Annotated in this window: 33 protein-coding genes; 18 read left to right on the top strand and 15 right to left on the bottom strand. The window is 67.9% G+C overall.

The annotated features are described in order from the left end of the window. Positions 1-8: 8 nt before the first annotated feature. Together ABIR74_RS01700 and ABIR74_RS01695 are read right to left on the bottom strand one after the other, a co-directional pair. Complete coding sequence (locus tag ABIR74_RS01700) at positions 9-1,352, bottom strand: cation diffusion facilitator family transporter (protein WP_348174880.1); 1,344 nt, start codon at positions 1,350-1,352, stop codon at positions 9-11. 28 nt (positions 1,353-1,380) lie between these two features. Continuing rightward, positions 1,381-2,268: a DMT family transporter gene (locus ABIR74_RS01695; protein ID WP_348174879.1), complete on the bottom strand. Its 888-nt coding sequence runs from the start codon at positions 2,266-2,268 to the stop codon at positions 1,381-1,383. A 33-nt stretch (positions 2,269-2,301) separates the two neighbouring features. Between ABIR74_RS01695 and ABIR74_RS01690 the strand changes: the two genes are divergently transcribed. After that, positions 2,302-2,583 (top strand): hypothetical protein, encoded by a 282-nt coding sequence (locus ABIR74_RS01690; protein ID WP_348174878.1) that lies wholly within the window; start codon positions 2,302-2,304, stop codon positions 2,581-2,583. 13 nt (positions 2,584-2,596) lie between these two features. Further along, the gene (locus ABIR74_RS01685; protein WP_348174877.1) at positions 2,597-3,322 is read left to right on the top strand and encodes an SDR family oxidoreductase; all 726 of its coding nucleotides are present in this window, start codon (positions 2,597-2,599) and stop codon (positions 3,320-3,322) included. Here ABIR74_RS01685 and ABIR74_RS01680 read toward each other — a convergent pair. The 3 genes from ABIR74_RS01680 to ABIR74_RS01670 are packed head-to-tail and all read right to left on the bottom strand — an operon-like array spanning position 3,319 to position 5,133. Continuing rightward, positions 3,319-4,227 carry a proline dehydrogenase family protein gene (locus tag ABIR74_RS01680; protein WP_348174876.1) on the bottom strand — a complete coding sequence of 303 codons (909 nt, stop codon included), beginning with the start codon at positions 4,225-4,227 and terminating at the stop codon, positions 3,319-3,321. The two genes, ABIR74_RS01685 and ABIR74_RS01680, sit on opposite strands and share 4 nt — an antisense overlap. A 7-nt stretch (positions 4,228-4,234) precedes the next feature. Continuing rightward, the gene (locus ABIR74_RS01675) at positions 4,235-4,528 is read right to left on the bottom strand and encodes a hypothetical protein (RefSeq protein ID WP_348174875.1); all 294 of its coding nucleotides are present in this window, start codon (positions 4,526-4,528) and stop codon (positions 4,235-4,237) included. Between the two features lie 47 nt (positions 4,529-4,575). Beyond that, a complete protein-coding gene (locus tag ABIR74_RS01670; RefSeq protein WP_348174874.1) occupies positions 4,576-5,133 on the bottom strand; it encodes a hypothetical protein in 558 nt (185 codons plus the stop codon). A 33-nt stretch (positions 5,134-5,166) separates the two neighbouring features. Between ABIR74_RS01670 and ABIR74_RS01665 the strand changes: the two genes are divergently transcribed. The 12 genes from ABIR74_RS01665 to ABIR74_RS01610 are packed head-to-tail and all read left to right on the top strand — an operon-like array spanning position 5,167 to position 12,460. Then, a complete protein-coding gene (locus ABIR74_RS01665) occupies positions 5,167-5,853 on the top strand; it encodes a class I SAM-dependent methyltransferase (protein WP_348174873.1) in 687 nt (228 codons plus the stop codon). Between the two features lie 44 nt (positions 5,854-5,897). Then, entirely contained in the window at positions 5,898-6,566 is a 669-nt protein-coding gene (locus ABIR74_RS01660; RefSeq protein ID WP_348174872.1) for a hypothetical protein, read from the top strand. 9 nt (positions 6,567-6,575) lie between these two features. Beyond that, positions 6,576-7,493 (top strand): hypothetical protein, encoded by a 918-nt coding sequence (locus ABIR74_RS01655; protein WP_348174871.1) that lies wholly within the window; start codon positions 6,576-6,578, stop codon positions 7,491-7,493. A 56-nt stretch (positions 7,494-7,549) separates the two neighbouring features. Next, on the top strand, positions 7,550-7,753 hold the full coding sequence (locus ABIR74_RS01650) for a hypothetical protein (protein WP_348174870.1): 204 nt from the start codon (positions 7,550-7,552) through the stop codon (positions 7,751-7,753). 35 nt (positions 7,754-7,788) lie between these two features. After that, positions 7,789-8,943, top strand: coding sequence for an exodeoxyribonuclease VII large subunit (xseA, locus tag ABIR74_RS01645; protein ID WP_348174869.1), 1,155 nt, complete (start codon positions 7,789-7,791; stop codon positions 8,941-8,943). Next, on the top strand, positions 8,940-9,158 hold the full coding sequence (locus ABIR74_RS01640; RefSeq protein ID WP_348174868.1) for an exodeoxyribonuclease VII small subunit: 219 nt from the start codon (positions 8,940-8,942) through the stop codon (positions 9,156-9,158). Before xseA ends, ABIR74_RS01640 begins: the two co-directional genes overlap by 4 nt. Positions 9,159-9,167: 9 nt before the next feature. Continuing rightward, the gene (locus ABIR74_RS01635) at positions 9,168-9,578 is read left to right on the top strand and encodes a Crp/Fnr family transcriptional regulator (protein WP_348174867.1); all 411 of its coding nucleotides are present in this window, start codon (positions 9,168-9,170) and stop codon (positions 9,576-9,578) included. 6 nt (positions 9,579-9,584) lie between these two features. Continuing rightward, the gene (locus ABIR74_RS01630; protein WP_348174866.1) at positions 9,585-10,163 is read left to right on the top strand and encodes a sigma-70 family RNA polymerase sigma factor; all 579 of its coding nucleotides are present in this window, start codon (positions 9,585-9,587) and stop codon (positions 10,161-10,163) included. Next, a complete protein-coding gene (locus tag ABIR74_RS01625; RefSeq protein ID WP_348174865.1) occupies positions 10,160-10,411 on the top strand; it encodes a hypothetical protein in 252 nt (83 codons plus the stop codon). The genes ABIR74_RS01630 and ABIR74_RS01625 overlap by 4 nt, the downstream gene beginning before the upstream one ends. Then, a complete protein-coding gene (locus ABIR74_RS01620; RefSeq protein WP_348174864.1) occupies positions 10,408-11,001 on the top strand; it encodes a cyclodeaminase/cyclohydrolase family protein in 594 nt (197 codons plus the stop codon). Before ABIR74_RS01625 ends, ABIR74_RS01620 begins: the two co-directional genes overlap by 4 nt. Further along, entirely contained in the window at positions 10,998-11,816 is an 819-nt protein-coding gene (locus ABIR74_RS01615) for a S8 family serine peptidase (protein WP_348174863.1), read from the top strand. The genes ABIR74_RS01620 and ABIR74_RS01615 overlap by 4 nt, the downstream gene beginning before the upstream one ends. Continuing rightward, positions 11,813-12,460, top strand: a complete 648-nt coding sequence (locus tag ABIR74_RS01610) for a GAF domain-containing protein (RefSeq protein ID WP_348174862.1) — start codon at positions 11,813-11,815, stop codon at positions 12,458-12,460. The genes ABIR74_RS01615 and ABIR74_RS01610 overlap by 4 nt, the downstream gene beginning before the upstream one ends. A 91-nt stretch (positions 12,461-12,551) precedes the next feature. Here ABIR74_RS01610 and ABIR74_RS01605 read toward each other — a convergent pair whose 3' ends face one another. The 4 genes from ABIR74_RS01605 to ABIR74_RS01590 all read right to left on the bottom strand — a co-directional run bounded on the left by ABIR74_RS01605 (position 12,552) and on the right by ABIR74_RS01590 (position 15,552). Next, positions 12,552-12,758 (bottom strand): hypothetical protein, encoded by a 207-nt coding sequence (locus ABIR74_RS01605; protein WP_348174861.1) that lies wholly within the window; start codon positions 12,756-12,758, stop codon positions 12,552-12,554. A 109-nt stretch (positions 12,759-12,867) separates the two neighbouring features. Continuing rightward, positions 12,868-13,926 (bottom strand): lysylphosphatidylglycerol synthase transmembrane domain-containing protein, encoded by a 1,059-nt coding sequence (locus tag ABIR74_RS01600; protein WP_348174860.1) that lies wholly within the window; start codon positions 13,924-13,926, stop codon positions 12,868-12,870. Further along, complete coding sequence (locus ABIR74_RS01595) at positions 13,923-15,062, bottom strand: glycosyltransferase family 4 protein (protein ID WP_348174859.1); 1,140 nt, start codon at positions 15,060-15,062, stop codon at positions 13,923-13,925. The genes ABIR74_RS01600 and ABIR74_RS01595 overlap by 4 nt, the downstream gene beginning before the upstream one ends. Before the next feature lie 22 nt (positions 15,063-15,084). Next, the gene (locus tag ABIR74_RS01590; protein ID WP_348174858.1) at positions 15,085-15,552 is read right to left on the bottom strand and encodes a MarR family transcriptional regulator; all 468 of its coding nucleotides are present in this window, start codon (positions 15,550-15,552) and stop codon (positions 15,085-15,087) included. An 86-nt stretch (positions 15,553-15,638) separates the two neighbouring features. On the opposite strand from ABIR74_RS01590, the gene ABIR74_RS01585 reads away from it, so the two are divergent. The 4 genes from ABIR74_RS01585 to ABIR74_RS01570 all read left to right on the top strand — a co-directional run bounded on the left by ABIR74_RS01585 (position 15,639) and on the right by ABIR74_RS01570 (position 19,290). Next, the gene (locus ABIR74_RS01585; protein ID WP_348174857.1) at positions 15,639-16,565 is read left to right on the top strand and encodes a VOC family protein; all 927 of its coding nucleotides are present in this window, start codon (positions 15,639-15,641) and stop codon (positions 16,563-16,565) included. Next, the gene (locus ABIR74_RS01580; protein WP_348174856.1) at positions 16,562-17,194 is read left to right on the top strand and encodes a phospholipase; all 633 of its coding nucleotides are present in this window, start codon (positions 16,562-16,564) and stop codon (positions 17,192-17,194) included. Before ABIR74_RS01585 ends, ABIR74_RS01580 begins: the two co-directional genes overlap by 4 nt. An 83-nt stretch (positions 17,195-17,277) precedes the next feature. Then, positions 17,278-18,270: an adenosine deaminase gene (locus ABIR74_RS01575; RefSeq protein WP_348174855.1), complete on the top strand. Its 993-nt coding sequence runs from the start codon at positions 17,278-17,280 to the stop codon at positions 18,268-18,270. Between the two features lie 78 nt (positions 18,271-18,348). Then, the gene (locus ABIR74_RS01570; protein ID WP_348174854.1) at positions 18,349-19,290 is read left to right on the top strand and encodes an EamA family transporter; all 942 of its coding nucleotides are present in this window, start codon (positions 18,349-18,351) and stop codon (positions 19,288-19,290) included. Here the strand turns inward: ABIR74_RS01570 and ABIR74_RS01565 are convergent, their stop codons facing one another. The 6 genes from ABIR74_RS01565 to ABIR74_RS01540 form a co-directional block, all read right to left on the bottom strand. Beyond that, positions 19,291-20,706 carry a cystathionine beta-synthase gene (locus ABIR74_RS01565; RefSeq protein WP_348174853.1) on the bottom strand — a complete coding sequence of 472 codons (1,416 nt, stop codon included), beginning with the start codon at positions 20,704-20,706 and terminating at the stop codon, positions 19,291-19,293. It lies immediately after the preceding gene. A 45-nt stretch (positions 20,707-20,751) separates the two neighbouring features. After that, positions 20,752-21,273, bottom strand: coding sequence for a C40 family peptidase (locus ABIR74_RS01560; protein ID WP_348174852.1), 522 nt, complete (start codon positions 21,271-21,273; stop codon positions 20,752-20,754). A gap of 139 nt (positions 21,274-21,412) precedes the next feature. Next, positions 21,413-21,724, bottom strand: coding sequence for an antibiotic biosynthesis monooxygenase (locus ABIR74_RS01555; protein ID WP_348174851.1), 312 nt, complete (start codon positions 21,722-21,724; stop codon positions 21,413-21,415). Positions 21,725-21,739: 15 nt separating this feature from the next. Further along, a complete protein-coding gene (gene purH, locus ABIR74_RS01550) occupies positions 21,740-23,272 on the bottom strand; it encodes a bifunctional phosphoribosylaminoimidazolecarboxamide formyltransferase/IMP cyclohydrolase (RefSeq protein ID WP_348174850.1) in 1,533 nt (510 codons plus the stop codon). Next, on the bottom strand, positions 23,269-23,826 hold the full coding sequence (purN, locus tag ABIR74_RS01545; RefSeq protein ID WP_348174849.1) for a phosphoribosylglycinamide formyltransferase: 558 nt from the start codon (positions 23,824-23,826) through the stop codon (positions 23,269-23,271). The genes purH and purN overlap by 4 nt, the downstream gene beginning before the upstream one ends. Further along, the coding region (locus ABIR74_RS01540) for an AIR synthase-related protein (protein WP_348174848.1) at positions 23,823-24,473 on the bottom strand (651 nt) is incomplete at its 5' end. The genes ABIR74_RS01540 and purN, both read right to left, overlap by 4 nt.

Genomic DNA, 24,473 nt, shown 5'->3' with positions numbered 1-24,473 from the left:
CGGCACGCTCAGGGCTCGGTGTGGACGATCACCTCGGCTACACCGGGTAGCTCGCCTCTGATCTGCTGCTCGACATGTGACGCGGTCCCGTGGGCTTCGGCCAGGCTTGCGGTCGGATCGAGGCCGAGTGTGAGGAACACGACAAGGCCCTCGTCGGTGTGAAGGAACCGCACGGCGCGAGGGGGCGAGCCCGTGACGGCGAGCACGATGCGCTCGAGCTCGGCTGGGTCGTCGTCTACTTCGCGGCCGGAGGCGGCCTCAGCGAGCGGCTCGAGGTGGGTCTGCACGTCGATCACCTCCGCGACGCCGGCGACGATTGCGTGCTCGACCTGCTCCGCAAGTGCGTGGGCCACGTCGAGCGAAAGCTCACCGGGCAGCTTGAGATGGAGCGAGACGTGGACGCCGTCCGGGAGCTCGATGACGGAGAGGTTGTGGATCTCGCGCACGCGGGCGACGGACATGGCGGCCTCCTGCACGCGCTCGCGAAGGAGGGCCTCCTGGCCGGCAGGCTCGACGTGGACAACGACATCGCCGCCGGGCAGGGCCTGCTGAACCGCTGCCTCGACGCGATCGGCGACTGCGTGGCCCTGGCCGACGGCCGCACCGGGCGAGACGCCGATGACGACATCGGTGAATGTCCTCCCCGCCGCCTCGCGCAGCCGCAGTCGCCGCACCTCGACGGGCGGTTCGATCGCGGCGATCGCGGCGCGCGCTGCCCGAACGGCATCATCCGGGGCCCTGTCCATGAGGACGTCGACGTTGCGCCGGATCAACCTGGTCGCCGCCGCGATCACGAGGCAGGCGACAAAGAGCGCTGCGAGCGAGTCGCCAGCCTGCCAGCCCGCTCGCACGGCGATGAGCCCGGCCAGGACGGCCATTGTCCCGATCAGGTCGCTCCCGAAGTGGAGTGCATTCGAGGCGAGCGCAGGGCTCGAGTACTGACGGGACGCCCTCACCGACGCCACGGTGCGGGAGACGTCGATTGCGATCACGACGCCGACTGCGGCGAACACCCACCACGCCGTCGTCGTCTCGATCTCGATCCAACCCGCGAGTCGGGCGACCGCGAGAGCGCCGACGGCAACGCTCACGAGGAGCAGTACGAACGCCTCCGCGAGCGCTGCGAGATGCTCAGCCTTCCCATGGCCGTACGGGTGCGAGCGGTCGGCCGGTCGGCCGGCCACTCCGATCGCGAAGAAGGTGAGGAGCGCCGCGACGAGGTCGGTCCCGGAGTGGAGCGCCTCGGAGACGAGCCCGAGGCTGCCGCTCGCGAGACCAGCCGCGAGCTTGATGCCCATCAGCGCCATGGCGGCGCCGACCGAGACGAGCGCGACGCGTCGCTGCGGAGTCATCCGCGCAGGGTACTCCGTCGGCCGTAGCTCACTCGCCGGGAGAGACGGGAGAGCGCCGCCGCGCCGCGAGGATCCCGATCCCGATCAGGAGCCCGCCGACGACCTGGACGACGCCGATCGTCTCGTCGAGCAGCACCACGGCAAAGAGGGCAGCAAGGAAAGGCTGCAGGTTCGCCGCGAGCGTCGCCCGGGACGCGCCGATGCGATCGAGCGACTTGAACCAGAGGATGTTCGTGACGACAAGGGGGCCGAGCGTCGCGAAGAGGACGAGCGCCCAGATCTCCCAGCCCAGCTGCCAGTCCTGGGACCGGGTCTGGGGCAGCCCGATCAGGGCCATCCCGATCCAGGAGAGCGGCAGCACGATGGCGCTGATCCGTACCGGTGAGTAGCGCTGCATGAGCGGCGTGATGAGGATCGAATAGACCGCCCAGCTGGCCGCAGTCAGGACGCCGAACATGATCCCGGCGGCATCGGCGCCGAACTGGCCCGTTGCTCCCAATGCGACGAGGCCGACGCCGGCGAACGACAGCGCGGCACCGAGCCAGAAGCGACGCGGCAAGATCTCGCTCCCGAACGCGAGTCCGATCAACGCTGCGAAGATCGGAGTCGCGGCGAGGATCAGCGCGATCACCGACGCAGACGTCGTCTTGAGCGCATAGACAAACCCGATCTGGTTGACGAAGAGCACGAGTGCAGCACCGCCCACGAGCAGGAAGTCCGCCCGCGCGATCCGAAGCGAGCGCTCGACAGCGACGGCGATGACGATGAACACGAGGGACGCGAGGCCGTAGCGCACGGTCGAGTACGCGAGCGGTTGCAGCCCGTTCGTGAGAATGGAGCGGCTGACGGTGAGATTCAGCGCCCACAGCACGATCGCCGAGAGCAGCATCACCTCGACGGACGTAGGCCTGCGCATTCCAGTGACGGTAGTCGTTAGGCTTCGAGCGCGATGAGCGACCCCACGTGTGACGACATCGAGGCCCTCGTCGGCCCGGCCACGCCCCACTTCGCGTTCCAGATCAGGGCCCGGGTTCGGGAGCTGATCGCCGGCCTTCCCGACGACGACCCCGTCCGGCGGCTCGGCGAGGCGAAGATCTCGATGCTGGACGATCTCGGGTACGCGTCCTCGAAGGCCGAGGACGATGCGCCCGAGGAACCCCGAACACGGATCGGCTGGGACGAGATTCCATCCTCTGCGCCGGTCTCACGGCCGCTTCCGCGCACGAGTTGAGGGCCGCACACTGATGGGCCGATCCGTCCTCGTCACCGGCGGCTCGCGGGGCATCGGGAAGGCGATCGCGCTTCGCTTCGCGCGCGAGGGGGCAACGAAGGTCGCGATCGGCTACATGCGCTCGGACGCCGCAGCAGAGGAGACCGCAGCAGAGCTCGAGGCTCTCGGCGCGGAGCCTGTCCTCGTGCGGGGCAACGTCACGTCCGACAGGGTTCTCGAGCAGATCGCCGAGCTCGGCCCGCTCGATGTCTTCGTTCACAACGCGGCGACCGGTGTGATTCGGCCGGCTCTCGAGACCGAGGACAAGCACTGGGACTGGACACTCAACGCGAACGCTCGGGCGTTCCTGTCGCTGAGCCGCGTGATCGCACCATCGATGCCGATCGGGTCGTCTATCGTGGCGATCTCCAGCCTCGGCTCGATCCGGGTGCTCGAGAACTACGCACTCGTCGGGACGTCCAAGGCGGCGCTCGAGTCGCTCGTTCGCTACCTGGCCGTAGAGCTCGGGCCAGCAGGCATCCGCGTCAACGCCGTCTCCGGCGGGGTCGTCGACACGGGTGCGCTCGACCACTTCCCGAACCGCGACGAGATGCTAGAGATGGGAGCGCGGAACGCCGCCGGGCGAATGGTTCTGCCTGCTGACCTCGCGGGAGTCGTCGCGTTCCTTGCCTCGCCGGACTCCGACATGATCCGCGGGCAAACGCTGATCGTCGACGGCGGCTTCTCGCTGACCGCCTAGCTGCGCCCGACTGCGCGACCCATCGTGGCCTTCGCGATCACCCCGGCCATGCGCGGGTTCTCCTGTAGGCGCCGGAGCGAGTACTCGTACCACTGCTGCCCGAACGGAACGTACACGCGCACCGGATGGCCGGCAGCGACGAGCTCCGTGGCCCGGCCCTCACGTACACCCAGCAGCATCTGAAACTCGTAGCCGCTCGTAGGACGGCCCTCGACGCGCGCAAGCGACTCGACGAGGAGGTGCTCGTCGTGCGTTGCGATTCCGACCCGAGAGTCGCGGTCGAGGAGCGCCTCGAGGCAGCCTAGGAACGACCTCTGCACAACCGCGAAATCCTGGAACGCAATCGCGCGCGGCTCGATGTAGATCCCCTTGCAGAGGCGCACGCTCGGTCGGAGATCGCGGAGGTCCTCGATGTCATCGAGCGTGCGCTTGAGATAGGCCTGGAGGACGATGCCGACGTTGTCGAGCCCTTGCACGCGCAGCTCCCGGTAGAGCGCAAGCGTGTCGTCGACGCACGTGGCGTCCTCCATGTCGATGCGCACGAGCGCCCCCTGGGCTCCCGCGGCATGCACGAGGCCTTCGAGGAGCGACCTGCACAGGTCGAGGTCGAGCTTGATCCCGAGCCCCGTGAGCTTGACCGAGATGTTCGCGTCGAGGCCATCTTCCTCGATCGCCTCGAGCACATCGCTGTACATCGCGGCGATCGCCCGCGCCTCAGCCTCGGTGTGAATCTCCTCGCCGAGCACGTCGACGGTTGCCCGTTTGCCTGCGGTGTTCAGGGTGGCGACGGTGCGGCGCGCATCGTCGAGCGTCGCACCCGCGATGTACGGCGCGGACACACGCCGAACGACGGAGCGAGGGACGATCGGTAGTGCAGAGGCGACGGCGCGGTCGAAGAGGCTCACGGGGGCGCTAGGACTCGCGCATGAAACCCTGGCGCGCGGCGCTGACGAGCGCCACCGCCTCGGGGAAGAGCACCCGCATCGCCTCACGGAGTGCGCGTGCCTGCTCCTCGGCCGAGCCGGTTGGCTGAACCTGCTTCAGCGCCGCTGCGGTGAGCTCGACGGCCGTGTTCAGCGTGAGCGTCGCGAACTGCTCGCGCTGCGCCTCCTTCACGGTCTCCGACTGAGTCTCCGCAAACTCGCGCAGGCCCCGAAGAATCTCCTCCGGGTCGCCTCCAAACGGGAAGAAGCCGCCGCTTTCCATACCGGGGAGCGTAGCGGAGCACGAGGCCGCGGCCTCGTGCCACGTCGTCACGAGGCGAACGGAGCGCGATAGGCGCCGACGACCTCATCGAGGAGCTCGTCGAGAGTTCCCTGCGCACCCTTGAGCGCGGCGGTGAACGGCGACGCCGCGGCGGGGTCGAGTGCCTGCTCTAGACGTCGCGTGGCGGCTCCGATCTCGTCGAGCCGTGCGGGCGAAGCGAGCTGGGGTGGCACACCGATCGCGTGCTGGAGCGCACGAACAGCATTCTCTGCCTCGGCGATCCCGTCCGGGTTCTCGGTCAGCTTCAGCGCGACGAGCTGCGAGAGCAGCTCATCGAGATCGCCCCCGACCGCAGACTCCTCGGCTATCTCGCAGAGCGCAGCAATCGACACGGTGTCCTTGACGTCGCGGCGATCATCGACAACGCCGCCGTCGTCGTCGAGCACGAGCCACGAGCGCGATCCATCAGGCGTCTCGAACGCGCAGAGATATGAGCGCTTGCCCGGTGTCGCTTCGGCCGGAAGAACGGCACTCACCGCCCCGTCGACCGGGGAGAAACCCTCGGCGAGCGTGGCGATGCGCTCGAGGTCGGCGAGCAGCGTCACCACCAGAGGATAGATCCATGGCAGGGTAGAGCGGTGTCCAAGCGTCGCGACCACGCCCGAGAGCTCTTTTCCCCCCTTGGCCCGACTTACGACCGGGTCGGCGCGACCCTGTCCTTCGGCCAGGATCCGCGCTGGCGACGGACGATGGTGCGGCGCGTACCGCGGGACGGCGGCGCCGTGCTCGACGTGGCGACGGGCACCGGTCTCGTCGCCGAGCGGCTCGTTGCCGCCGGCCACGCGGTGACCGGGCTCGACCAGAGCGCGGACATGCTTGCCGTTGCACGGGAGCGGTTCGGCGACAGCGTCTCGCTCGTGCAGGCATCGGCAACCGCGATTCCGTTCCCCGACGCGTCGTTCGACCACCTCACGTTCACGTACCTGCTCCGCTATGTCGATGACCCCGGCGCGACGCTGGCCGAGCTCGCACGGGTCGTGAGACCCGGCGGCACAATCGCGAACCTCGAGTTCTGCGTTCCCCGCGGCCTCTGGCGACCGCTCTGGGATATCTACGTCGGGTTCGGCCTCCCGGCCGCCCTGCGTCTCGTCTCGCGTGGCTGGTACGACGTGGGTCGGTTCCTCGGGCCTTCGATCCGGGAGTTCTACGAAACGTGGCCGCTCGAGCGCCAGCTCGAGCTCTGGCGGGAGGCGGGAATCATCGACGTGCAGGCCAGGCGGATGAGCCTTGGAGGCGGGGTGGTGATCTGGGGGATCAGGGCCTGAAACCGGCCTTTTACGCGCTCGAGCGGGGCGGCTGGCGAGACTATGTGACCCTGCTGCACCTGCCCTACACGGCGTGGCATCTCTCATACGTCGTCGTCGGCGGCTGCCTCGCAGCAAGCGTGTCCTTCGGTCGCCTGGGGCTCACAGTCCTCGCTTTCTTCCTCGCGATGGGCATCGGCGCCCATGCGCTCGACGAGCTCGCGGGCCGACCTCTCGGGACGACGATTCCGTCGTCGATACTCGTCGCCGCCGCTCTCGCGTCGATCGCGGCCGCCTGTGCGATCGGCATCACGGTCGCTCTCCGCTTCAGCCTCTGGATCCTGCCCCTGATTGCAATCGGAGCTTTTCTCGTCCCGGCGTACAATCTCGAGTTGTTCGGTGGCCGGTTCCACTCGGACATCTGGTTCGCCGTGGCCTGGGGCGCCTTCCCGACGATCTCGGGGTACGTCGCCTGCGAGGGATCGCCGCAGCTCGTTGCGTTCGTCGCTGGCGGGTGGGCGACGGCGCTCTCCCTCGCGCAACGCCGGCTCTCGACGCCTGTGCGTCGCGTTCGGCGCGACGTCGTCTCGGTCGAAGGCGAGCTCGGGCTCGCAGGCGGCGAGCGCGAACCGATCACGCGCGAGCTCCTCGTCTCTGCGCCGGAAGGCGCCCTCCGGCTCCTCACGATCGCGACCGTCCTGATCGCCGCCGCGCTCGTCACCGTTCGCCTATAGCGTTCCGGCGTGGCCGTCTGGATTCTCGTCGCCTGCCTTGTTGCCGCGCTCGCTCTCGCGATCGCACTCTGGCTCGCACTTCGTCGTGCCCGGGCGCGCGCTACGGCGACGGCCGTGCTCGCCGCCGAGGCACGAACGCACGTCGCTGCGATTGTCGGCGAGGAAACGGCTCGGCATGCCGACGAGATCCGCCGCACACTCGCCCGCGAGCGCGCCGATACGATCTCGCAGCTCGCGGCCGAGGAACGTCGCCTCGGGGAAGAGCGCCGGACGACGTTCGTGGAACGCGAACGACGGGCCGGTGAGGCGCTCGCAGACACGCTTGCGGACGTCGAACGACGTCTCGATGAACGACTTCAGGGCGTTGCCGATGACCTCGACCGGTCGCAGCGACACATCGAGATGCAGCTCGCAAACCTCAAGCAGCGACAACAGCAGGCCGTTGCCGAGGTCGAGGCACGAATCGATCGGGACGCGGCCGAACTCGGGTCGACGAACGACGAGCAGCGTCGCGCTGTGATCAGGCTGCGCGAGGAGCTCGAACGGGCTGCCGCATCTGCGGTGAGCGAGGCGCTCGACGAGCTCGAGTCACAGACGGTCGAGCGCCGACGTGCGATCGAGGAGATCACCGAGCGTCTCCGCACCCGCGAGGCGGCGATCGCCGAAGGCATCGAGCAGGCCGAGACCGATGCACGAGCTCGCCTCGAGTTGACGCTGATCGAGTTCGAGCGCCGCCAGACCGAACGGCTCGAGCGTGTGACCGAACGCGAGATCGAGCGACACGCCCAGATCGCGGCGACTGCCTTCGACGAGCGCATGCGCGAGATCCGCGAGGAAGCAGCCACGAAGCTCAGCCGGGAGCTCGATCAAGCCGTCGACCTGATCACGCGCGAGGAGCTCGCGCGCCGGCTCGAAGGGGGCGAGTAGGTCCTAACCATTGTCGGAAGGGATCGTCTAATCAATCACGAATCTCCGGGGCACAGATGGCAGAGATCACCGAAACCCACATCGAGTCGGACAACGAGCAGGCCAGGGTAGAGAGCTGGCGCCTGCACGTGCTGATCGAAGCCGGCTTCCCCCTCCCGCTCGCGGAGCAGCTTGCTGCGAGCGATGCGGATCTGCACACGTGCTCCGACCTGCTCCGGCAGGGTTGCAAGCCGCTCACAGCAGCGCAGATCCTCCTGTAGGACGGAACCCCCCTTCCCGCCGTTACGCTGCGGCGATGAAGGTCGAGGCGACGTTTCACGGCGACCGGAAGGTCTTCAGCGTCTCCGCGTTCAACGAGGGGGTCGGGATCTACCTCGAGCGCCTCCCGACACTGTGGGTCGAGGGTGAGGTGATCGAGCTGCGGCGCAACGACGCCTGGGCGTTCGTGTTCTTCACTCTCAAAGACCCGAAGAGTGGCGCCTGCCTCAGCGCCACGATCCCACGCCGTCGCTTCGACGCGCTCGAGCTCGCCCTCGCTGACGGCGAGCGAGTGCTCGTCGAGGGAAAGGCAGAGATCTATGCGGCCAAGGGTGCGCTCAGCTTCCGCGCGACCACGATCGAGAGAATGGGGCTCGGCGACCATCTCGCGGCGGTCGAGCGCCTCAAGCAACTGCTCGCTGCCGAGGGGCTCTTCGCAGCCGAGCGAAAGCGGTCTCTCCCCCGCTTCCCGCGTGCAGTCGGAGTCGTCACCGGCGCGGACGCCGCCGCCCGCGGTGATGTCCTGACAGGAATCCGGTCACGGTATCCGGCAGCCCAGATCGTGATCACCGAGACACGGGTGCAGGGAACGGGCGCGCCGAACGCGATCGCAGCCGCGCTGCGGCTGGTTTCAGCCCATCCTCAGGTGGACGTCGTGATCGTCGCCCGCGGTGGCGGCAGCTTCGACGATCTCTTGCCGTTCAGTTCCGAGATCGTCGTCCGCGCGTTCGCCGTGTGCTCTGTCCCGGTCGTGTCCGCGGTGGGGCACGAGCAGGACACACCGCTGTGCGATCTCGCGGCCGACGTCCGCGCCTCGACACCGAGCGCCGCCGCCCGTCTCGTGGTGCCCGACCTGCGCGAGCTCGAGGCCGCGCTCGCTCGCCAGCGGGCTCTGCTCGATACGTCGGTCCGCCGAGCTCTCGGCCGGGAGCGCGAGCGATTGACTCGCAGCCACGACCGGCTCGCGGCTGCGCCGGTGCTGCTCATCGAACGCCGGCGTGTCTCGCTCGACCATGCCGCAGCGCGCCTCCAGGGACTGTCGCCGCGTGCGACACTCACCCGTGGCTACGCGATCGTTCGCTCCGGCGGCGTCGCTCTGCGTGATGCGACCGACACGGCGCCGGATGCGCGCGTCGACATCGAACTCGCTGTCGGAAGCCTGGTGGCAACGGTGGGGGAGGTGCAGGCGTGAGTGGCGAGAAGGAGACGTTCGAGACGATCAGGCTCGAGCTCGAGGAGATCGTGGGCAGGCTCGAGCGAGGGGACGTCGGCGTCGACGAGGCGATCCGGCTGTGGCAGCGTGGCGAGACACTTCATCGCCGGTGCGCTGCGCTTCTCGACGCGGCGGAGGGTCGAATCGAGGAGCTTTCCGCGAGCACAGATGACAGCGGGACGTCCGATCTGTAAGGTCATCACATGCCCCAGCCATCGGTAGACCTCATTCGCGCTGCACCGCTCTTCTCCGACCTCGACGACAAGACCGCGGGTACTCTCGCGGGCGAGTTTGTCGAGCGTCATTTCGACGAAGGCGCCTCCATCGCCACCGAGGGAGCCGACGGGCTGAACTTCTTCATCGTGGCAAGCGGCGAAGCATCGGTCAGCGTGCAGGGAAAGCAGGTCGGCACGCTCGGTCCGGGTGCCTCGTTCGGCGAGGTGGCCCTCGTAGACAAGGCCGCGAGGACGGCGACCGTAACGGCAACGACGCCGATGGTCGCCTATGCGCTCCCTGTGTGGAGCTTCCGGCCGTTCGTCGCGGAGCGACCCGAGCTCGCCTGGAAGCTGCTCGAGACCCTTGCCGGGATGCTGCGTTCGGCTCAGTCTCGCTAGCGGGTAGTGGTCGTCGCGCAGGACGTCGAGCCGTCGGACGCAGATCTCGTCGCACGCTGTCGTCGCGGTGACCGGGATGCCTGGGACGCGCTCGTCGTTCGGTTCTCGCGCTACGTCTACGCAATCGCCACGCAGGCGTTTCGGCTACCGCAGCACGACGCCGAAGACGTGTTCCAGGACGTCTTCACGAAGAGCTTCGAGCGACTCGGCTCGCTTCGCTCGGACGACGCGATCCGCCCCTGGATCGGCCAGCTCACGCGCAACTGCTGCCTCGACCACCTGCGTGCGTCGGGTCGCATCGTCCTCGTCGAGGAGCCCGAGGATCGAGCCGCCGACGATGCCATCGCGAGGCTCGATGAAGCGATCACGGTCAGAGAGAGCCTCGAGCACCTCGGTGAGGAGTGCCGGGAGGTTCTCGACCGGTTCTTCTGTCGTGACGAGAGCTACCGCACGATCGGGGAGGAGCTCGGCATCCCGGCCGGGACGATCGCAAGTCGGATCTCGCGCTGCCTCGGCCACCTCCGCGCCGATCTCGAGGGAAGAAACGCCGCAGCTCCTCCGTCTAGTGGACAGGTGACTACATGACGACACACAACGACGAGCATCTCGGCGAGCTCCTGCGCCTGCTCCCTCCGGCCCCGGCCGCGTGGGTGACGGCGGCACAGGAGTTGCCCCTCGCTCGCGTTCAGCTCGATGCGCTCGTCGAGCGCGCCGAGGTGGACGCCGCCTTCCGGGCGTCCGTTGTGGCCGACCTCGAGATGGCGATTCGCGCCTCCGGAGTCGAGCCGAGCCCCGTCGTCGTCGAGCACCTGCGCAAGCTCCTCTCCCGGTGAGCGTGTTCAACGACGACGCTGGCCGATCGGGCTCCACGGTGAGTCTTCACGGGTTCCTGGACGCGCTGGAGGCCCCGGCGCCGTCGCCGTGCGGCGGTACGGCAGCGGCGGTCTCCGCGGCTATGGCGGCCGCGCTCGTCACGATGGTCGGACGCGGTTCGAGCACGTGGATCGACGGCGCGGGGATCGCCGCCCAGGCAAGGGCCCTCCGGGCCCGGTTGGTCGCACTCGGGGAGGACGATGCTGCGGCATTCGAGAAGGTGCTGGTGACGATGCGTGACCGCATCGGCTCTCCCGAGCAGCGCGACTTCGCCATCGGAGCAGCGCTCCTCCGCGCTGCCGAGGTTCCGCTCCAGATCGGCGAGGCGGCGGCGGATGTCGCGGAGTTGGCCGCGATCGCCGCAAGGGAAGGGGCACCACATCTCCGGCCCGATGCCTCTGCCGCCGCGGTGCTCGCCGAAGCTTCGGTCCGCGCTGCAACCCACCTCGTAGAAATCAACCTCGCCGTCGTGCCTGGCGATCAGCATTACGAGAGCGCAGCGCGACTAGCGGCCGCAGCGGCAGCCGCTCGAGAGCGAGCGCTCCGGTGAGCGGGCGGATGATTCCCGCCTGGAGCCTGACGGCCGAAGCTGCCGGCACGATCGGGATCCCCGCGGCATGGCCGGATCGTGTCACGCGGGACTGGGCGATCGGCGGTGCGACAGGCGAGGGTGTTGACGTCTGCATCCTCGACAGCGGCATCGATGGCGATCATCCTCTCGTCGGAGGGGTCGAGAGCGCCGTCGCGGTTCACGTCGACGGAGACGAAACGACGATCGTGCCGGACGAGCTCGGCGACGTATGCGGGCACGGCACTGCCTGCGCAGGGATCGTCCGCGCCCTCGCGCCACAGTGCCGCCTGCACAGCATTCGCGTGCTCGGAGGGGGAAACACAGGCAGCGGCGACCTCATCCTCGGTGGCCTCCGGCACGCGATCGAGCGGAGGTTCGACATCGTCAACCTCAGCCTCTCGACGACGAAGCGGAGCCTTGCAGAGCTCCTCCACGAGCTTGCGGACAGCGCGTACTTCCAGGGCACCGTGCTCGTCGCGTCGGCCCACAACATGCCGGTCGAGAGCTACCCCTGGCGGTTCTCCTCCGTGATCTCCGTCGGAAGCCACGAGGGTGCCGACTCGCGCGAGTGGTACGCGAATCCGGACCCCCCGGTCGAGTTCTTCGCGAGAGGCGTCGACGTCGACGTCGCCTGGTCGGGAGGCAGCACCCTCCGGTGCACCGGGAACAGCTTCGCCGCGCCGCACATCGTCGGCCTCTCGTCCCTGATCCTCTCGAAGCACCGGGATCTGACCCCGTTTCAGCTCAAGAGCATCCTCTACCTGACGGCTGCGAATACAGGAGGTAACGAATGACCGAGGTGAACCGGTATCAGGAGGCGGTCGCGGCCGGAATGCTGCCATCGGAGGAGAGCCACCAGGCACTCCTGCAGTCGATCGTCGACGTCGCCCGGGCGATCTTCGGCGCCGAGGCCTCCTCGATCTTCCTGCTCGACGAGACAACCGACGAGCTCGTCTTCGAAGCGGTCTCCGGACATGGAGAGGGAGACCTCGTGGGGATGCGGATGCCGTCGAGCACGGGCATCGCAGGCTGGGTCCTCGTCACGGGGCAGCCGCTCGTGATCGACGACCTCCAGCACGACCCGCGCTTTGCCCGTCAGGCAGCAGAGCAGACCGGATACGTCCCACAAGCGCTGATGGCCGTCCCGCTCGTGAACGGAGAGATGACGCTCGGTGTCCTCCAGGTCCTCGACCGGGCTCGTGACCGCGTCGGCTCGATCGGCGAGATCGACCTCTTGATCCTCTTCGCGAACCAGGCGGCGATCGGCCTCGATCTCCTGCAGACGGCCAGGCGGGCACGGTCGGTCGCGGACTCGGGCTCCGGCCTAGAGGCCATTGTTGCTCGCATCGCGACTCTGCTCGAGCAGAGCGGCGACGAGGAGAGCGGCCTCCGGCTCCTCGAGGCGCTCGAAGCGGTCCTTGCGCGCCTCGCTCGGTAGTCGGTTCGGCAGCAACGAAACGACTGAGCCCGACTTTCGCCGGGCTCGATCGTCCAATCCTCTCTCCCGGGCCGTAGGCCCGGCCCGCGATCTACTCGGAGACGCGCTCCACGATCTTGGGCTCGACCTTCGCGTCGCTCATCCGGTGGGCCTCGAAGTCCGCCTCGACCTTCGGCTCGACCTTGGATTCGCCGAGCTTGTGACCCTCGAAATCTTCTGCCCCACCCTCGGCGATCTTCTCGGTGATCTTCTCGGGGTCAGGGGTGTCGCCAAGCCTGACCTTCTCCATGTCCGACATGTGGAGCTCCTTTCGAGCGTTGGTGCTGCAGGGTGATGTTCCGAATCTAACCACTAGACGCACGGGGTGCAACAATTCTTCCCCCCACCCTGGAGGTGATCGCGACGAGCTAGACGGGAGCACTCTCGCGCTCGCTCTCAGCAGCGGTCGCAAGCAGAGCGTTCTCCTCGGACTCCTGCTCCTCCTCCATCGTCTTGAGCGAGGCGAGCGAGATGCCCTCACGCGCAAGGAAGAAGAGCCCGACGCCCACGCCGACGGACATCTCGACGGCCTGGAGCACGAGGCCATAGGCGAAACCCGTCCCGTAGGGAACGCCGTACTGCACGAGCGGGAGCGCCACTGCGGCCTGCAGGAGGCCGATGTTGCCAGGCCAGAGTGGGAAGATCGTGGCGACGTTCATGAGCACGAGGACGAGCCCGGCGGCCGGCAACGGCAAATTGAGGTCGAACGCCTCCATCACCGCCCACACGGCAAAGAGCTGCATCAGCCAGCCGAGACACTGGAACAACGCGGCTCCCAGTGCCGGAATGGGAGCGCGGAGCACGGCGAGTCCCTGCCGCGCCATGGTCACGATCGCGGCGAGGCTGCCCATGCCATCGTGAACGCGCCCCCGTCCCGTGCCGGCGGAGACGAGCCCGACGGTGAGAAGGACGAAGCCGACGACGCCGAAGATGACGATGCTCGTCACTGCCCAGTGAGGGATCTTTGCCGTCAATAGCACCCACGTAACGAGGATCGCCACGGGGAAGAGGTCGAAGAGCCGGTGCGCGAACACCGTTCCGAGGAGCGTCGCGCTCGTGCCCTTGCCGTGCTGAAGACGCCGTCGGAGGACGGCAACGCGGGCGAGCTCGCCGGCGCGGGCGGGGAGCACGGCGTTGCCGAGCAGGCCGATTCCGAACGCCGAGAAGACATGTCCAAACGGGGGATGGGGTGGCGGCAGAGCCTGGTTGATCGTTAGCCGCCACGAGAACGCACGGGCGAGAACCGAGAGGAGGTTGAGCAGGACACCGACGATCACCCAGCGCCACGAGACGAAGTCGAAGGCGTGATACACCGTCGTCCACTCGGGGCCGCGCCACCAGATGGCGACGATGGCGGCGCAGAGCGAGGCGAGCACGACGAGCGCGCGCGCCCACGGGTTCCGGGCGAGGTTGGCGAACCGGGTCACGCCGTCGGCACCCCGGCGTCCGCTATCGCGCGCTCGTAGATCCCCTCGAGACGGGCAGCGATGTCGCTCCAGGCATACCGCTCCCGTGCGAGTTGGCGGGCAGCCGTCCCCATCGCGACACGACGCGATTCATCATCGAGCAACGAGATGACCGCCCCGGTCAGAGCGGTCGGATCGTCCGGCACGACGGCGACGGCCGCTTCGGGCGTGAGCACCTCCCGGTAGCCGGGAATGTCCGACGCAATGACCGGCAGGGCGCACGCGTAGGCACGGGTCAGGACCATGCCGAAGCTCTCGCCTCCGAGGGAAGGCGCGATGAGCGCCTTGGTGCGCGTGAGAAGGGCAGTCAGCTCCTCCTGCGACAGGAAGCCGAGAATGTCGATCCCATCGTCTGGCACGCGAAGGCGGGTGAGAAGTAGCCGGACGGCCAGCGGATCCGCCCCGCAGACCTGGAGCCGGGCGCCGGTGCGCCGGTGGATCTCCGGCCACGCACGCAGGAGAACCTGAAGCCCCTTCCTCGTCTCCTGCCGGCCCGCGAAGGTGACCGTGTGCTCCCGCGTGGACGGGTCGGCGACGTCGGGAATGAGCACGCCATTCGGAACGATCTCGTAGTCGCCCGGCAGCCAGCGGGCCGCCGAGTCCCGCGCACGCTCCGAGACGGCGAGTCGCTTGTCGATCCTGCTCGCGAGAAAGCCGTACACCGGCACGGCGCCGCGCATGTACCCGAGATCGCCCGAGGCATGGTGCGTAGCGACGATCGGGGCCGTAGCCATGGCAAGAACCGCGATGCACGTTACGGGCGTCATCGGCTCGTGCAGATGGAGCACGTCGAACTGCTCACGCTCGAGAACGCGCCGAATCCGGACGATCGCGCGCGGGCTGAGAATGATGTTCGGCAACGAGCCGTTCGCCGGCACGATCACCGAGCGTCCGATCGGAATCACGTTGGCCGGCGGATCCCCGTGCCTCCCGACTCTCGGATGGAGCACACGTGTGAACTGACCCGGCGGATCGTTCCCCATCACGAGCCGCACGTCGTGACCACGCGCCTCGAGCGCCTGGGCCTGGAGCTCGCCGTGCTCCACGACCGCACCCCAGAACGACCACGAGAACGGCACTACGATGCCGATCTTCACGCGGGGAGCCTAACGGGGGGCATCACTCTGCGGTAGCGCCCGGCACGACGCGTTCCCAGAAGGTTGCGAGTGTGCCGAGTTCGGACTCGTCGAGATGATCGAGAAATCGTCTACGCACGCCCGCAAGGTGCGTCGTGCGCGCTTCGAGGTAGCGGCGCCTGCCGGCGTCGGTGACCTCAGCGTTGAGGCCGCGTCGGTCGCCTTCGCAACGGACGCGAGCGACGAAGCCGTCGCGTCCGAGGCGATCGACGAGGCGTGTCAACCCGCTCTGACTCAGCACGACGGCGGCTGCGAGCTCCGACATCCGCATTCGCCCTTCGGGGGCGCCGGCGAGCGTGAGCAGGACCTCGTACTCATGCAGGGAAAGGTCATGCCCTGCGTGAAGCTCGGCATCGAGGTCGCGCACGAGGGCTGCGTGCGTGCGCAGCAGGCCCCGCCACGCGGCGAGCTCGACAGGAGAGAGGGACGAGTTGACAGAAGATACTTGCATGTGCAATTATTTCTCTTGTTCCCGCAAGTATCCCTGAATCGACGACGTCCGTCCACCAGCAGTCCGACGGCGACAAGGAGACTACAATGCGCTTCGAAGGACTTCACCATGTGACCTGCATCACCGGCGACGCACCCGGAAACGTCGACTTCTATACGCGCGTGCTCGGCCTGCGCATGGTGAAGAAGACGGTCAACCAGGACGACCCGACCGTGTACCACCTCTTCTACGCCGACGAGGACGGCAGCCCCGGCGCCGACATCACGTTCTTCGAGTACCCGGGCGCACGGCGTGGTCGGGCCGGCGCAGGCATGGTGCACACGATCACGTTCCGTGTCGCCTCGGAGGACGCACTCGAGTTCTGGGACGTGCGGCTTGGCGCGGAGGGCATCGCGACCCGTCGGTCAGATGGTCGACTGGGCTTCGACGACCCGGAGGGTCTCGGCCTCGAACTCGCCGTCGTCTCGACGTCCGACGCACCGCTCGCCGCGCACCATCCGGACATCCCGGCCGAGCACGCATTGCAGGGCTTCGACAGCGTGCGTGCATTCTCGGCCGACCCGGAGGCGAGCCGTCGCCTGCTCGAGGAGACGCTCGGGTTCGTGCCGACGGGGCCAGCCGCATGGGAGGTTCGCGGGGCCATCCGTGGCGGCCACTATGCGTACGACCCGCCGCCCGCTTCCGATGCCGGGGTGCCCGGGGCCGGCACGGTTCATCACGTTGCCTTCGCCTCGAACATGGACGAGCAGGACGCCTGGCTCGATGCCGTCCGCGCCGCAGGGCAGTCGGCGAGCGGCGTCATCGATCGCTTCTGGTTCCGCTCGATCTACTTCCGCGAGCCGAGTGGCGTGCTCTTCGAGCTGGCAACGATGGGGCCTGGTTTCACGATCGACGAGGAGGCAGATCACCTCGGCGAGGCGCTGATCCTACCGCCGGCGTTCGAGCATCTGCGCGCGCAGATCGAACCGGTGCTGACCCCACTCCCCGATCCTCGCGCTACCTGGGTCGGATGATCGCCGAGCCGCTGCGGTTCCTCGAGCGCCCCGCTGCAGGGGCGCCCGAGGGAGCGCTCGTGTTGCTTCACGGCCGCGGAGCGGACGAGCACGATCTCTTCCCACTCCTCGACGCACTCGATCCCGAGCGGCGGCTCCTCGGGGTCACGCCGCGTGGGCCGCTCTCGCTCCCACCCGGTGGTGCTCACTGGTACCGGCTGGGCGGAATCCCGACGCCCGAACCGAACACCTTCTTCCCCACCTTCGAGGTCGCGGCGGCGTTTCTCGACGCGCTTCCGGTGCCGATCGACCGCATCGTGCTCGGCGGCTTCTCCCAGGGTGCGGTGATGAGCTGGGCGCTCGGGCTCGGAAGGGGCCGGCCGCGCCCGGCGGCGATCATGGCGCTCTCAGGCTTCATGCCCGTGGTGGAGGGATTCGAGCTCGACCTGGCGGATCTCCACGACTATCCGATTGCGATCGCCCACGGTTCGCACGACCCGATCATCCCGGTCGAATTCGGCCGGGCCGCCGCAGAGCGCGCTCGGGACGCCGGTGCCGCACTCCTCTGGCGGGAAACACCGGTGCCACACACGATCGACCCGCGCGTGCTCACGGAGCTACAGACGTTCGTCGCCTCCGCGATGGCCTGATCCGTACGGGCCACCTTGGAGGAGAGCGACACTCTCCACGTCCGGGATAACCCGCCTCCGCGGACTCCGCGTAGAGTGACGCAATGATCGCCGCGGACGAGGGCCTCGCCGAGCTCCACACCCACCTCGGCGGCTCGGTTGCCTCCGACATCCTGTGGAGCCTCGCGCACGAGCAGGGGATCGCGTTGCCGGTCAAGGACTTCTGGGAGTTCGACAAGCTCGTCACCGTGTCAGATCCGCGGGGCGTCGAGAACCTCGACGCACTCGATGCGATCTACCACTGGACGGAGCTGATCCAGTCCTCCCCACTCGCGGTCGAGCGGTCGGTGCACAGCGCGATTGGCGGCGCCTACCGATCGCAGGGCATTACGACGCTCGAGCTCCGCTTCAACCCGATGAAACGTAACCGCGGTGGTGAGCGCGACCTCGACCACATTATCCTTGCCGCCATCCGCGGGCTCGACCGTGCACGACTCGAATACCCGCAGGTACGCGCCGGCCTGATCCTGATGATGGACCGCACCTTCGATGCGCGGCAGAACGCGATCATCGTCGACAAGGCGATCTCCTGGGCAAGCCGTGGGGTCGTCGGGGTCGACATCGCCGGGCCGCGCCCCGGCGGGAGGCGCTACGACTATAGGTCTGTCCAGCCGATGGTCGAGACGGCTCGGGCAGCGGGGCTAGGCGTCACGATCCACGTCGGTGAGGAGGGAGCAACCGGAGCCGAGGAGATCGGCGAGGTTGTCGACAGCCTCCGGCCCGACCGGATCGGCCACGGCATCCTTGCTGCCGGCGACCCCGTCTTGATGGAGAAGATGCGCGAGGCCGGAATCGTGCTCGAGATCTGCCCCACGTCAAACCTGCTGACGAAGGCGCTTCCCGACGAGGAGGCGATTCGTACCACCTTCCGCGCATTCGTCGAGCACGGCGTCGCGTTCACGATCGCGACGGACGGACCCGAGATGATGGGGACACATCTTCGCGACGAGCTCGAGCTGCTCGAGCGGATCGGCGCCCTCACTGCGACCGAGCTGGCCGAGGCGAACGCACGCGGTCACGCGGCGAGCTTCATCTAGATCGCTCGCTCGATCTCACGATCACGCCGCCCGGGTCGTTTGAGATGGAATGAGAGACGCGGAGCGTTAGAGAAAAGCATGGCCCGCGGCTGGAGAATCTGGACGGCCCTCGGGCTCGTCTACGTCGTCTGGGGCTCGACGTACCTCGCGATCAAGGTCTCCGTCGAGACGATGCCACCGCTGCTCTCCGCCGGCCTGCGGTTCACCGTCGCCGGCCTCCTACTCGGATCGATCCTCGCGCTCCGGCGGACGCCGCTGCGTGTCCCGTGGCGGGAGGCTCGTGCTGCCCTCATCATCGGCGTCATGCTGCTCGCCAGTGGCGTCGGGGCGGTGACCCTCGCGGAGACGCGGATCGACTCGAGCGTGGCGGCGATGATCGCCGGCTCGGTGCCGCTGCAGGTGATCCTCTGGCGCACGCTTTCGCGTGAGCGCGTCGCGACTGCGACGAAGCTCGCAGCCGTCGTCGGCATCGGCGGCCTCGCCCTGATCATCGGCCCGGCCGGCATCTCGGGTGGATCTGCCGCAATCGGTCTCGCGATCATGCTCTGTGGCTCGGTCGCCTGGTCGACCGGATCGTTCATCTCGCGCGGGATGCCACTCCCGAAGGATCCGTTCGTCGCGACCGTGTACGAGATGATCGGCGGCGGCCTCGTGCTCATCGTCGCGGCACTGGCGGTCGGGGAAGGAGCCGATGTCTCTGCCGATGCGATCTCGGCGGCCTCCTTCGCAGCGTGGGCGTACCTCGCCATCTTCGGATCGCTCGTCGCCTTCACCGCCTACGCATGGCTGCTCCACCACGCGCCGATCTCGCAGGTCGTCACTCACCAGTACGTCAACCCGATCGTCGCAATTGTCCTCGGCAGCGTCTTCCTTGGCGAATCACAGGACCTCGCGACGGTTGTCGGCGCCCTGATCGTGATCGGCGCGGTCTTCGCCACGATCCGGAGCGAGAGTCGAAGTGCGCCGGTCACTTTGTCGGTCGAGGTGGACAAGGCAGCGCCCCCGATGCGGGCGCGGTAGCTACGCCAGATCGACCTGCGCGCGGCGATGCACGAGGAACTCGAGCAGGTCGGAGCGAGTGAGGATGGCCGCCGGCTTCCCCGCGATGCCGACGACGACGGCGGCATTCGGGCCCGAGAGGTCGGCGAAGACCTCGTCGAGAGATGCACGCACGTCGACCACCGAGAGCGGCGGCTGCATGGCGACGGCGATGTCCTCGTTGAGCGCATCCGGGTTCTTGAAGACCCGGTCGAGCAGGCTTCGCTCCTGGATCGAGCCTACGATGTCTGCAAGCGAATCGGCCGTGCCGTGGCGGACGACCGGCAACTGGGAGATGCCGTAGCGCTGCATCGACTCGATCGCTACGCCGACCTTCTTCGTCGACTCGATCGTGACGAGATCGGGCAGGTCGGTCTCCTCGCCCCGCTTGAAGCGCAGCACCTCGTCGATCGACGGAGGCGGCGTCGTGCGCTCGAGAAAGCCGTACTGGAGCATCCAGTTGTCGTCGTAGAACTTCGAGAGGTAGGAGCGACCGCCGTCAGGCAGCAGCATCAACACGTGGGCGTCCGGGCCGAATCGCGCCGCGACCTGCAGGGCGACCCACGCCGTGGATCCACACGAGCCGCCAACGAGGAGGCCCTCCTCGCGCGCGAGGCGGCGAGCCGTCAGGAACGAGTCACGGTCGGAGACGCGGATCCACTCGTCGACGACGTCGGGGTTCATGGTCTGGGGCCACGTGTCCTTGCCAATGCCTTCGACGAGGTACGGGCCGAGCGGATGCTCCGCGTCCTCGGTGTAGACCGAGCCCTCGGGATCCGCGCCGATGATCTGAACCTCGGGACGATGCTCCTTGAAGTAGCGCCCGACGCCCGAGATCGTGCCACCGGTGCCGACCGAGATGACGATCGCATCGATCTGCCCACCGTCGGTCTGCTCCCAGATCTCCGGCGCGGTCGTCGCGTAATGCGCCTCCGGGTTCGCCATGTTCGAGTACTGATCCGGCTTGAAGCCGCCCGGAATCTCCTCGGCCAGGCGGTCCGAGACCGAGTAGTAGGACTCGGGCGAGTCGTGATCCACGGCCGTCGGAGTGATCACGACCTCGGCGCCGTAGGCGCGGAGCGTGGAGATCTTCTCCTGGCTCATCTTGTCTGGCATCACGAAGATGCAGCGGTAGCCCTTCTGCGCGGCTGCGATCGCAAGGCCCACGCCCGTGTTGCCCGAGGTCGGCTCGACGATGGTGCCGCCCGGACGAAGCGTCCCCTCGCGCTCGGCGGCCTCGATCATCGCAAGCCCGATCCTGTCCTTGTTCGAGCCGCCCGGGTTCAGGAACTCGAGCTTCGCCAGCAACGTGGGCGGAACGGGCGCGCCGAATCGGTCGAGTCTGACGATCGGCGTCCCGCCAACGAGGTCGAGCAGCGTGGGGTAGGTACGGCTCACGCGTCGAACACTACGCGCGGACCGCACGTGGAAGCGGCGTATCCCCTACGAGCGAACGACGCGGCGCGCGCCCTGGACGCTGCCGCTCCGCTCGGCCAGGTTCTGGATCTCGACGCGCTCGCCCGACTGCGGGGAGTGGATGATCTTGCCGCCCCCGATATAGAGCCCGACGTGGCCGAGTCCGTGGAAGAACACGAGGTCGCCGGGCCGGAGGTGGCTGCGACTGACGGGCCGCCCGTGGCCGAACTGAGCCGCGGCATTGTGCGGCAGGACGACGCCGAGCTTGCCGTAGACGTAGGCGATGAGACCGGAGCAGTCGAAGCCGCTCGGTGACATCCCCCCGTAGCGATACGGCGTGCCGAGCTCACGGGCCGCGATACGCACGGCGCGGGCGCCGAGTGATGCCTTCTTGCGGGCTTGCGTCTTGGGCACTGCAAGCGGAATCGACCCCGGAAGGCGCGCGGGATTCGCGACGGTGCCGACGGCGGGAGAGGCTGCGACGGTCGGAGGCGCGCCGAGGAGTAGAACGCAGAACGACAGCAGGCAGATGCGGGGGAGGAGAGCCATAAGGGGTGACCGGAAGGCGAATCGAGCCCGCAAGGGACCCTGCGCGTCGCAGTAACCGAGGCACCGTAGCAGTGTCCTCGGTGCCAATCGGTGGCCCGAAACATGACCTTTACAACCTGTTCCCTCGTTCGGGGGAGCCTCACATGGTGTCGTGCCGGCTGCCGGAAACCGGCGTGAAGTGTTCGACCGTGGGAAACGGGTCGTAGAAGCGATGGAGCAGTCGCTTCCATTCCTGATACTCCGTCGAGCCGCGAAAGCCGACGGTGTGGTCCTCGAGCGTGGCCCACTCGACGAGCAGCAGATACCGGCTCGGCCGCTCGATGCAGCGGAGGAGCCGGAGCGACCGGAACCCCGGCATCGAGGCGATGGTCGCCTTCGCGGTCTCAAATGCCGCCTCGAAGGCCGCTTCCTGCCCCACCTTCACATCGAGCACTGCCTGTTCGGTGATCACGGGGTTCGGTTTCCGTCAGTGCCGGAAGTGCCGGCGTCCAGCGAAGACCATCGTCGCGCCTGCATCGCGCACCGCCGTGATGACGTCATCATCACGCTTCGAACCACCCGGCTGGATGATCGCGCCGATGCCCGCCTCGAGTGCGATGGCGGGTCCATCCGCAAAGGGGAAGAAGGCGTCGGAGGCGAGAACAGCCCCGTCGAGCGAGTGCCCGAGCTCCCGCGCCCTCTCGACCGCGATTCGCACGGCGTCCACACGACTCATCTGCCCGGCCCCCACTCCCAGCGTCTGGCCATCCCGCACGATCACGATCGCATTCGAGAGCGTGTGCTTCACGATCGCCCATGCGAAGAGAAGGTCGTCCCACGTCGCCGCGGCGGCCTCACCGCAGACGACGTCCATCCCATCGAGGGGATCGGGCCCGCTATCGCGCTCCTGCACGAGCATCCCTCCGAGCACTCGCTTCATGTCCCACTCGGACGGATCCGCGGATCGCCGTTCGCCGTCGTCGAGAATACGCACTCCGGGCTTCTGGACGAGCGCCTCGATCGCCACGGCGTCAAAGCCGGGCGCGAAGAGGACTTCGACGAACTGCTTGGCGAGTCGCTCGCCCAACGCTGCGCTGACAGGTCTCGTCAGCACGACAACGCCGCCGAACGCCGATATCGGGTCGCCCGCAAGAGCTTTCTCGTACGCCTCCTCGATCGTGCCCGCCACCCCGACGCCGCACGGATTGGCGTGTTTCACGATCACGCACGCGGGTCCGTCGAACTCGAGCGCGAGCAGCCTGGCGGCAGAGAGGTCGTTGAGGTTGTTGAACGAGAGCGGCTTGCCGTGCAGCTGCTCGACCCGAGCCAGTAGGTGCGTGCGCGCGCCTCGCTCGGCGTAGAACACCGCCTTCTGGTGCGGGTTCTCGCCGTAGGAAAGGTCGAGCGCGTGATCGAGGACAGGCACGAGCGTCTCGGGGAACCCGAGACCGCGCGAAAGCCACCGGGTCACGGCACTGTCGTAGGCGGCGGTTGTCGCGAACACTCGAGCTGCGAGCTCGCGGCGCGTCTCGACCGTGACGTCGCCCCCCCGCAGCTCGGCGAGAACGCGGGCGTAGTCCGTCGGCCGGCAGATGGGGATCACGTGCGCGTGGTTCTTGGCCGCGGCACGAAGAAGCGCAGGGCCACCGATGTCGATCTTCTCGATCGCATCGTCCCACTCGACATCGAGCCGCGAGACGGTCTTCTCGAACGGATACAGATTGACGCAGACGAGATCGATCGGAACGATCCCGTGCGTCTCGAGGTCGGCAACATCGTCGGGAACATCGCGGCGGGCGAGGATACCGCCGTGGACCGCCGGGTGCAGGGTGACGACGCGATGTCCGAGCATCTCGGCGAAACCGGTCAGGTTCTCGAGCGGCGTCACCGGGAGTCCCTCGTGGGCAAGCAGCTGAGCCGTGCCACCGCTCGCAACGAGCTCGAAGTCGAGCCGCAGCAGCTCCTCTGCGAAGGCCGCGATGCCGGTCTTGTCGTAGACGGAGAGGAGCGCGCGCCTCATGCGTCGATCAGCTCTCGGACCACCTCGGGTAGCAGTCGGTGCTCGACTGTCCGAATACGCGCGTGCAAGGTGGCGGCCGTGTCTCCAGGAAGAACCGTGACGGCCTCCTGCCTCAGCACTGTTCCGGTGTCGACGCCCGCGTCGACGAGATGAACCGTCGCCCCTGTCTCGACTGCGCCCGCCGATAGCGCGTCCTCGACCGCAGTGGCACCCGGGAAGGCAGGAAGGAGTGCGGGGTGCACGTTCACGACTCTACCCGGGAACCTCCCCAGGAAGACAGGGCGCAGCAGGTGCATGTATCCCGCGCAGACGACGAGTTGAACACCGTTCGCCACGAGCCACTCGGCCATCGCGGCATCGCGTTCGCTCCGGTCGCGGTACTCGACGAGAGGGAATGCGGCCTTGGGAATGCCGGCCGCCCTCGCCCGATCGAGCGCGGGAACTCCGTCGACGTTGGACGCCACGGCAGCGATCGCGATCTCCGCGTCGATCAGGGCCTGGAGGTTCGATCCGCCACCACTGACGAGAACGCCGACGCCGAGCTCCCGCGTCATGCCCACGACACTCCGACGTCTCGGGTGACGCGTCCGATCACGCGATCGGCTGGTTGCGCCTCGCCCGCCGGGATGATGGCGCAGTACCCGATCCCTATGTTGAAGACGCGCCGCAACTCGTCCTCGGCCACGCCGTTCCCGGCGAGCCACTGGAACACCTCCGGACGCTCCCACGACGACGGATCGATGACCGCGCCGAGCCCCTCGGGAAGCACGCGGCCGAGATTCCCGGCGATCCCTCCCCCCGTGACATGGGCGAGCGCGCGCACGTCGGCACGAAGACGAAGGGCGCGGACATCCTCGAGATACAGCCTCGTCGGCGGCAGCAGAAGGTCGGCATCGAACGCTCCGTCACCGATGATCCTTCGGACGAGCGAGAACCCGTTGGCATGGATGCCTGTCGAGGGATAGCCGACAACGACGTCGCCCTCCTCGACGCGCGAACCGTCGACGACGCGGTCGCGATCGACGACGCCGACGGCAGTGCCGCAGAAATCGATCTCGCTCTCGCGGTAGATGCCCGGCAACTCCGCTGTCTCGCCGCCGAGGATCGCGCACCCGGCGACCCGGCAGACATCGGCGGCACCCTCGATCAGCTCGGCGACCTGGTCGACGTCGATCGTGTTGGCTGCGACGTAGTCGAGGAA

It is taken from the genome of Gaiella sp., assembly GCF_039915195.1.
Classification (GTDB): Bacteria; Actinomycetota; Thermoleophilia; order Gaiellales; family Gaiellaceae; genus Gaiella.
This window is presented reverse-complemented; position numbering and strand designations above follow the sequence as displayed.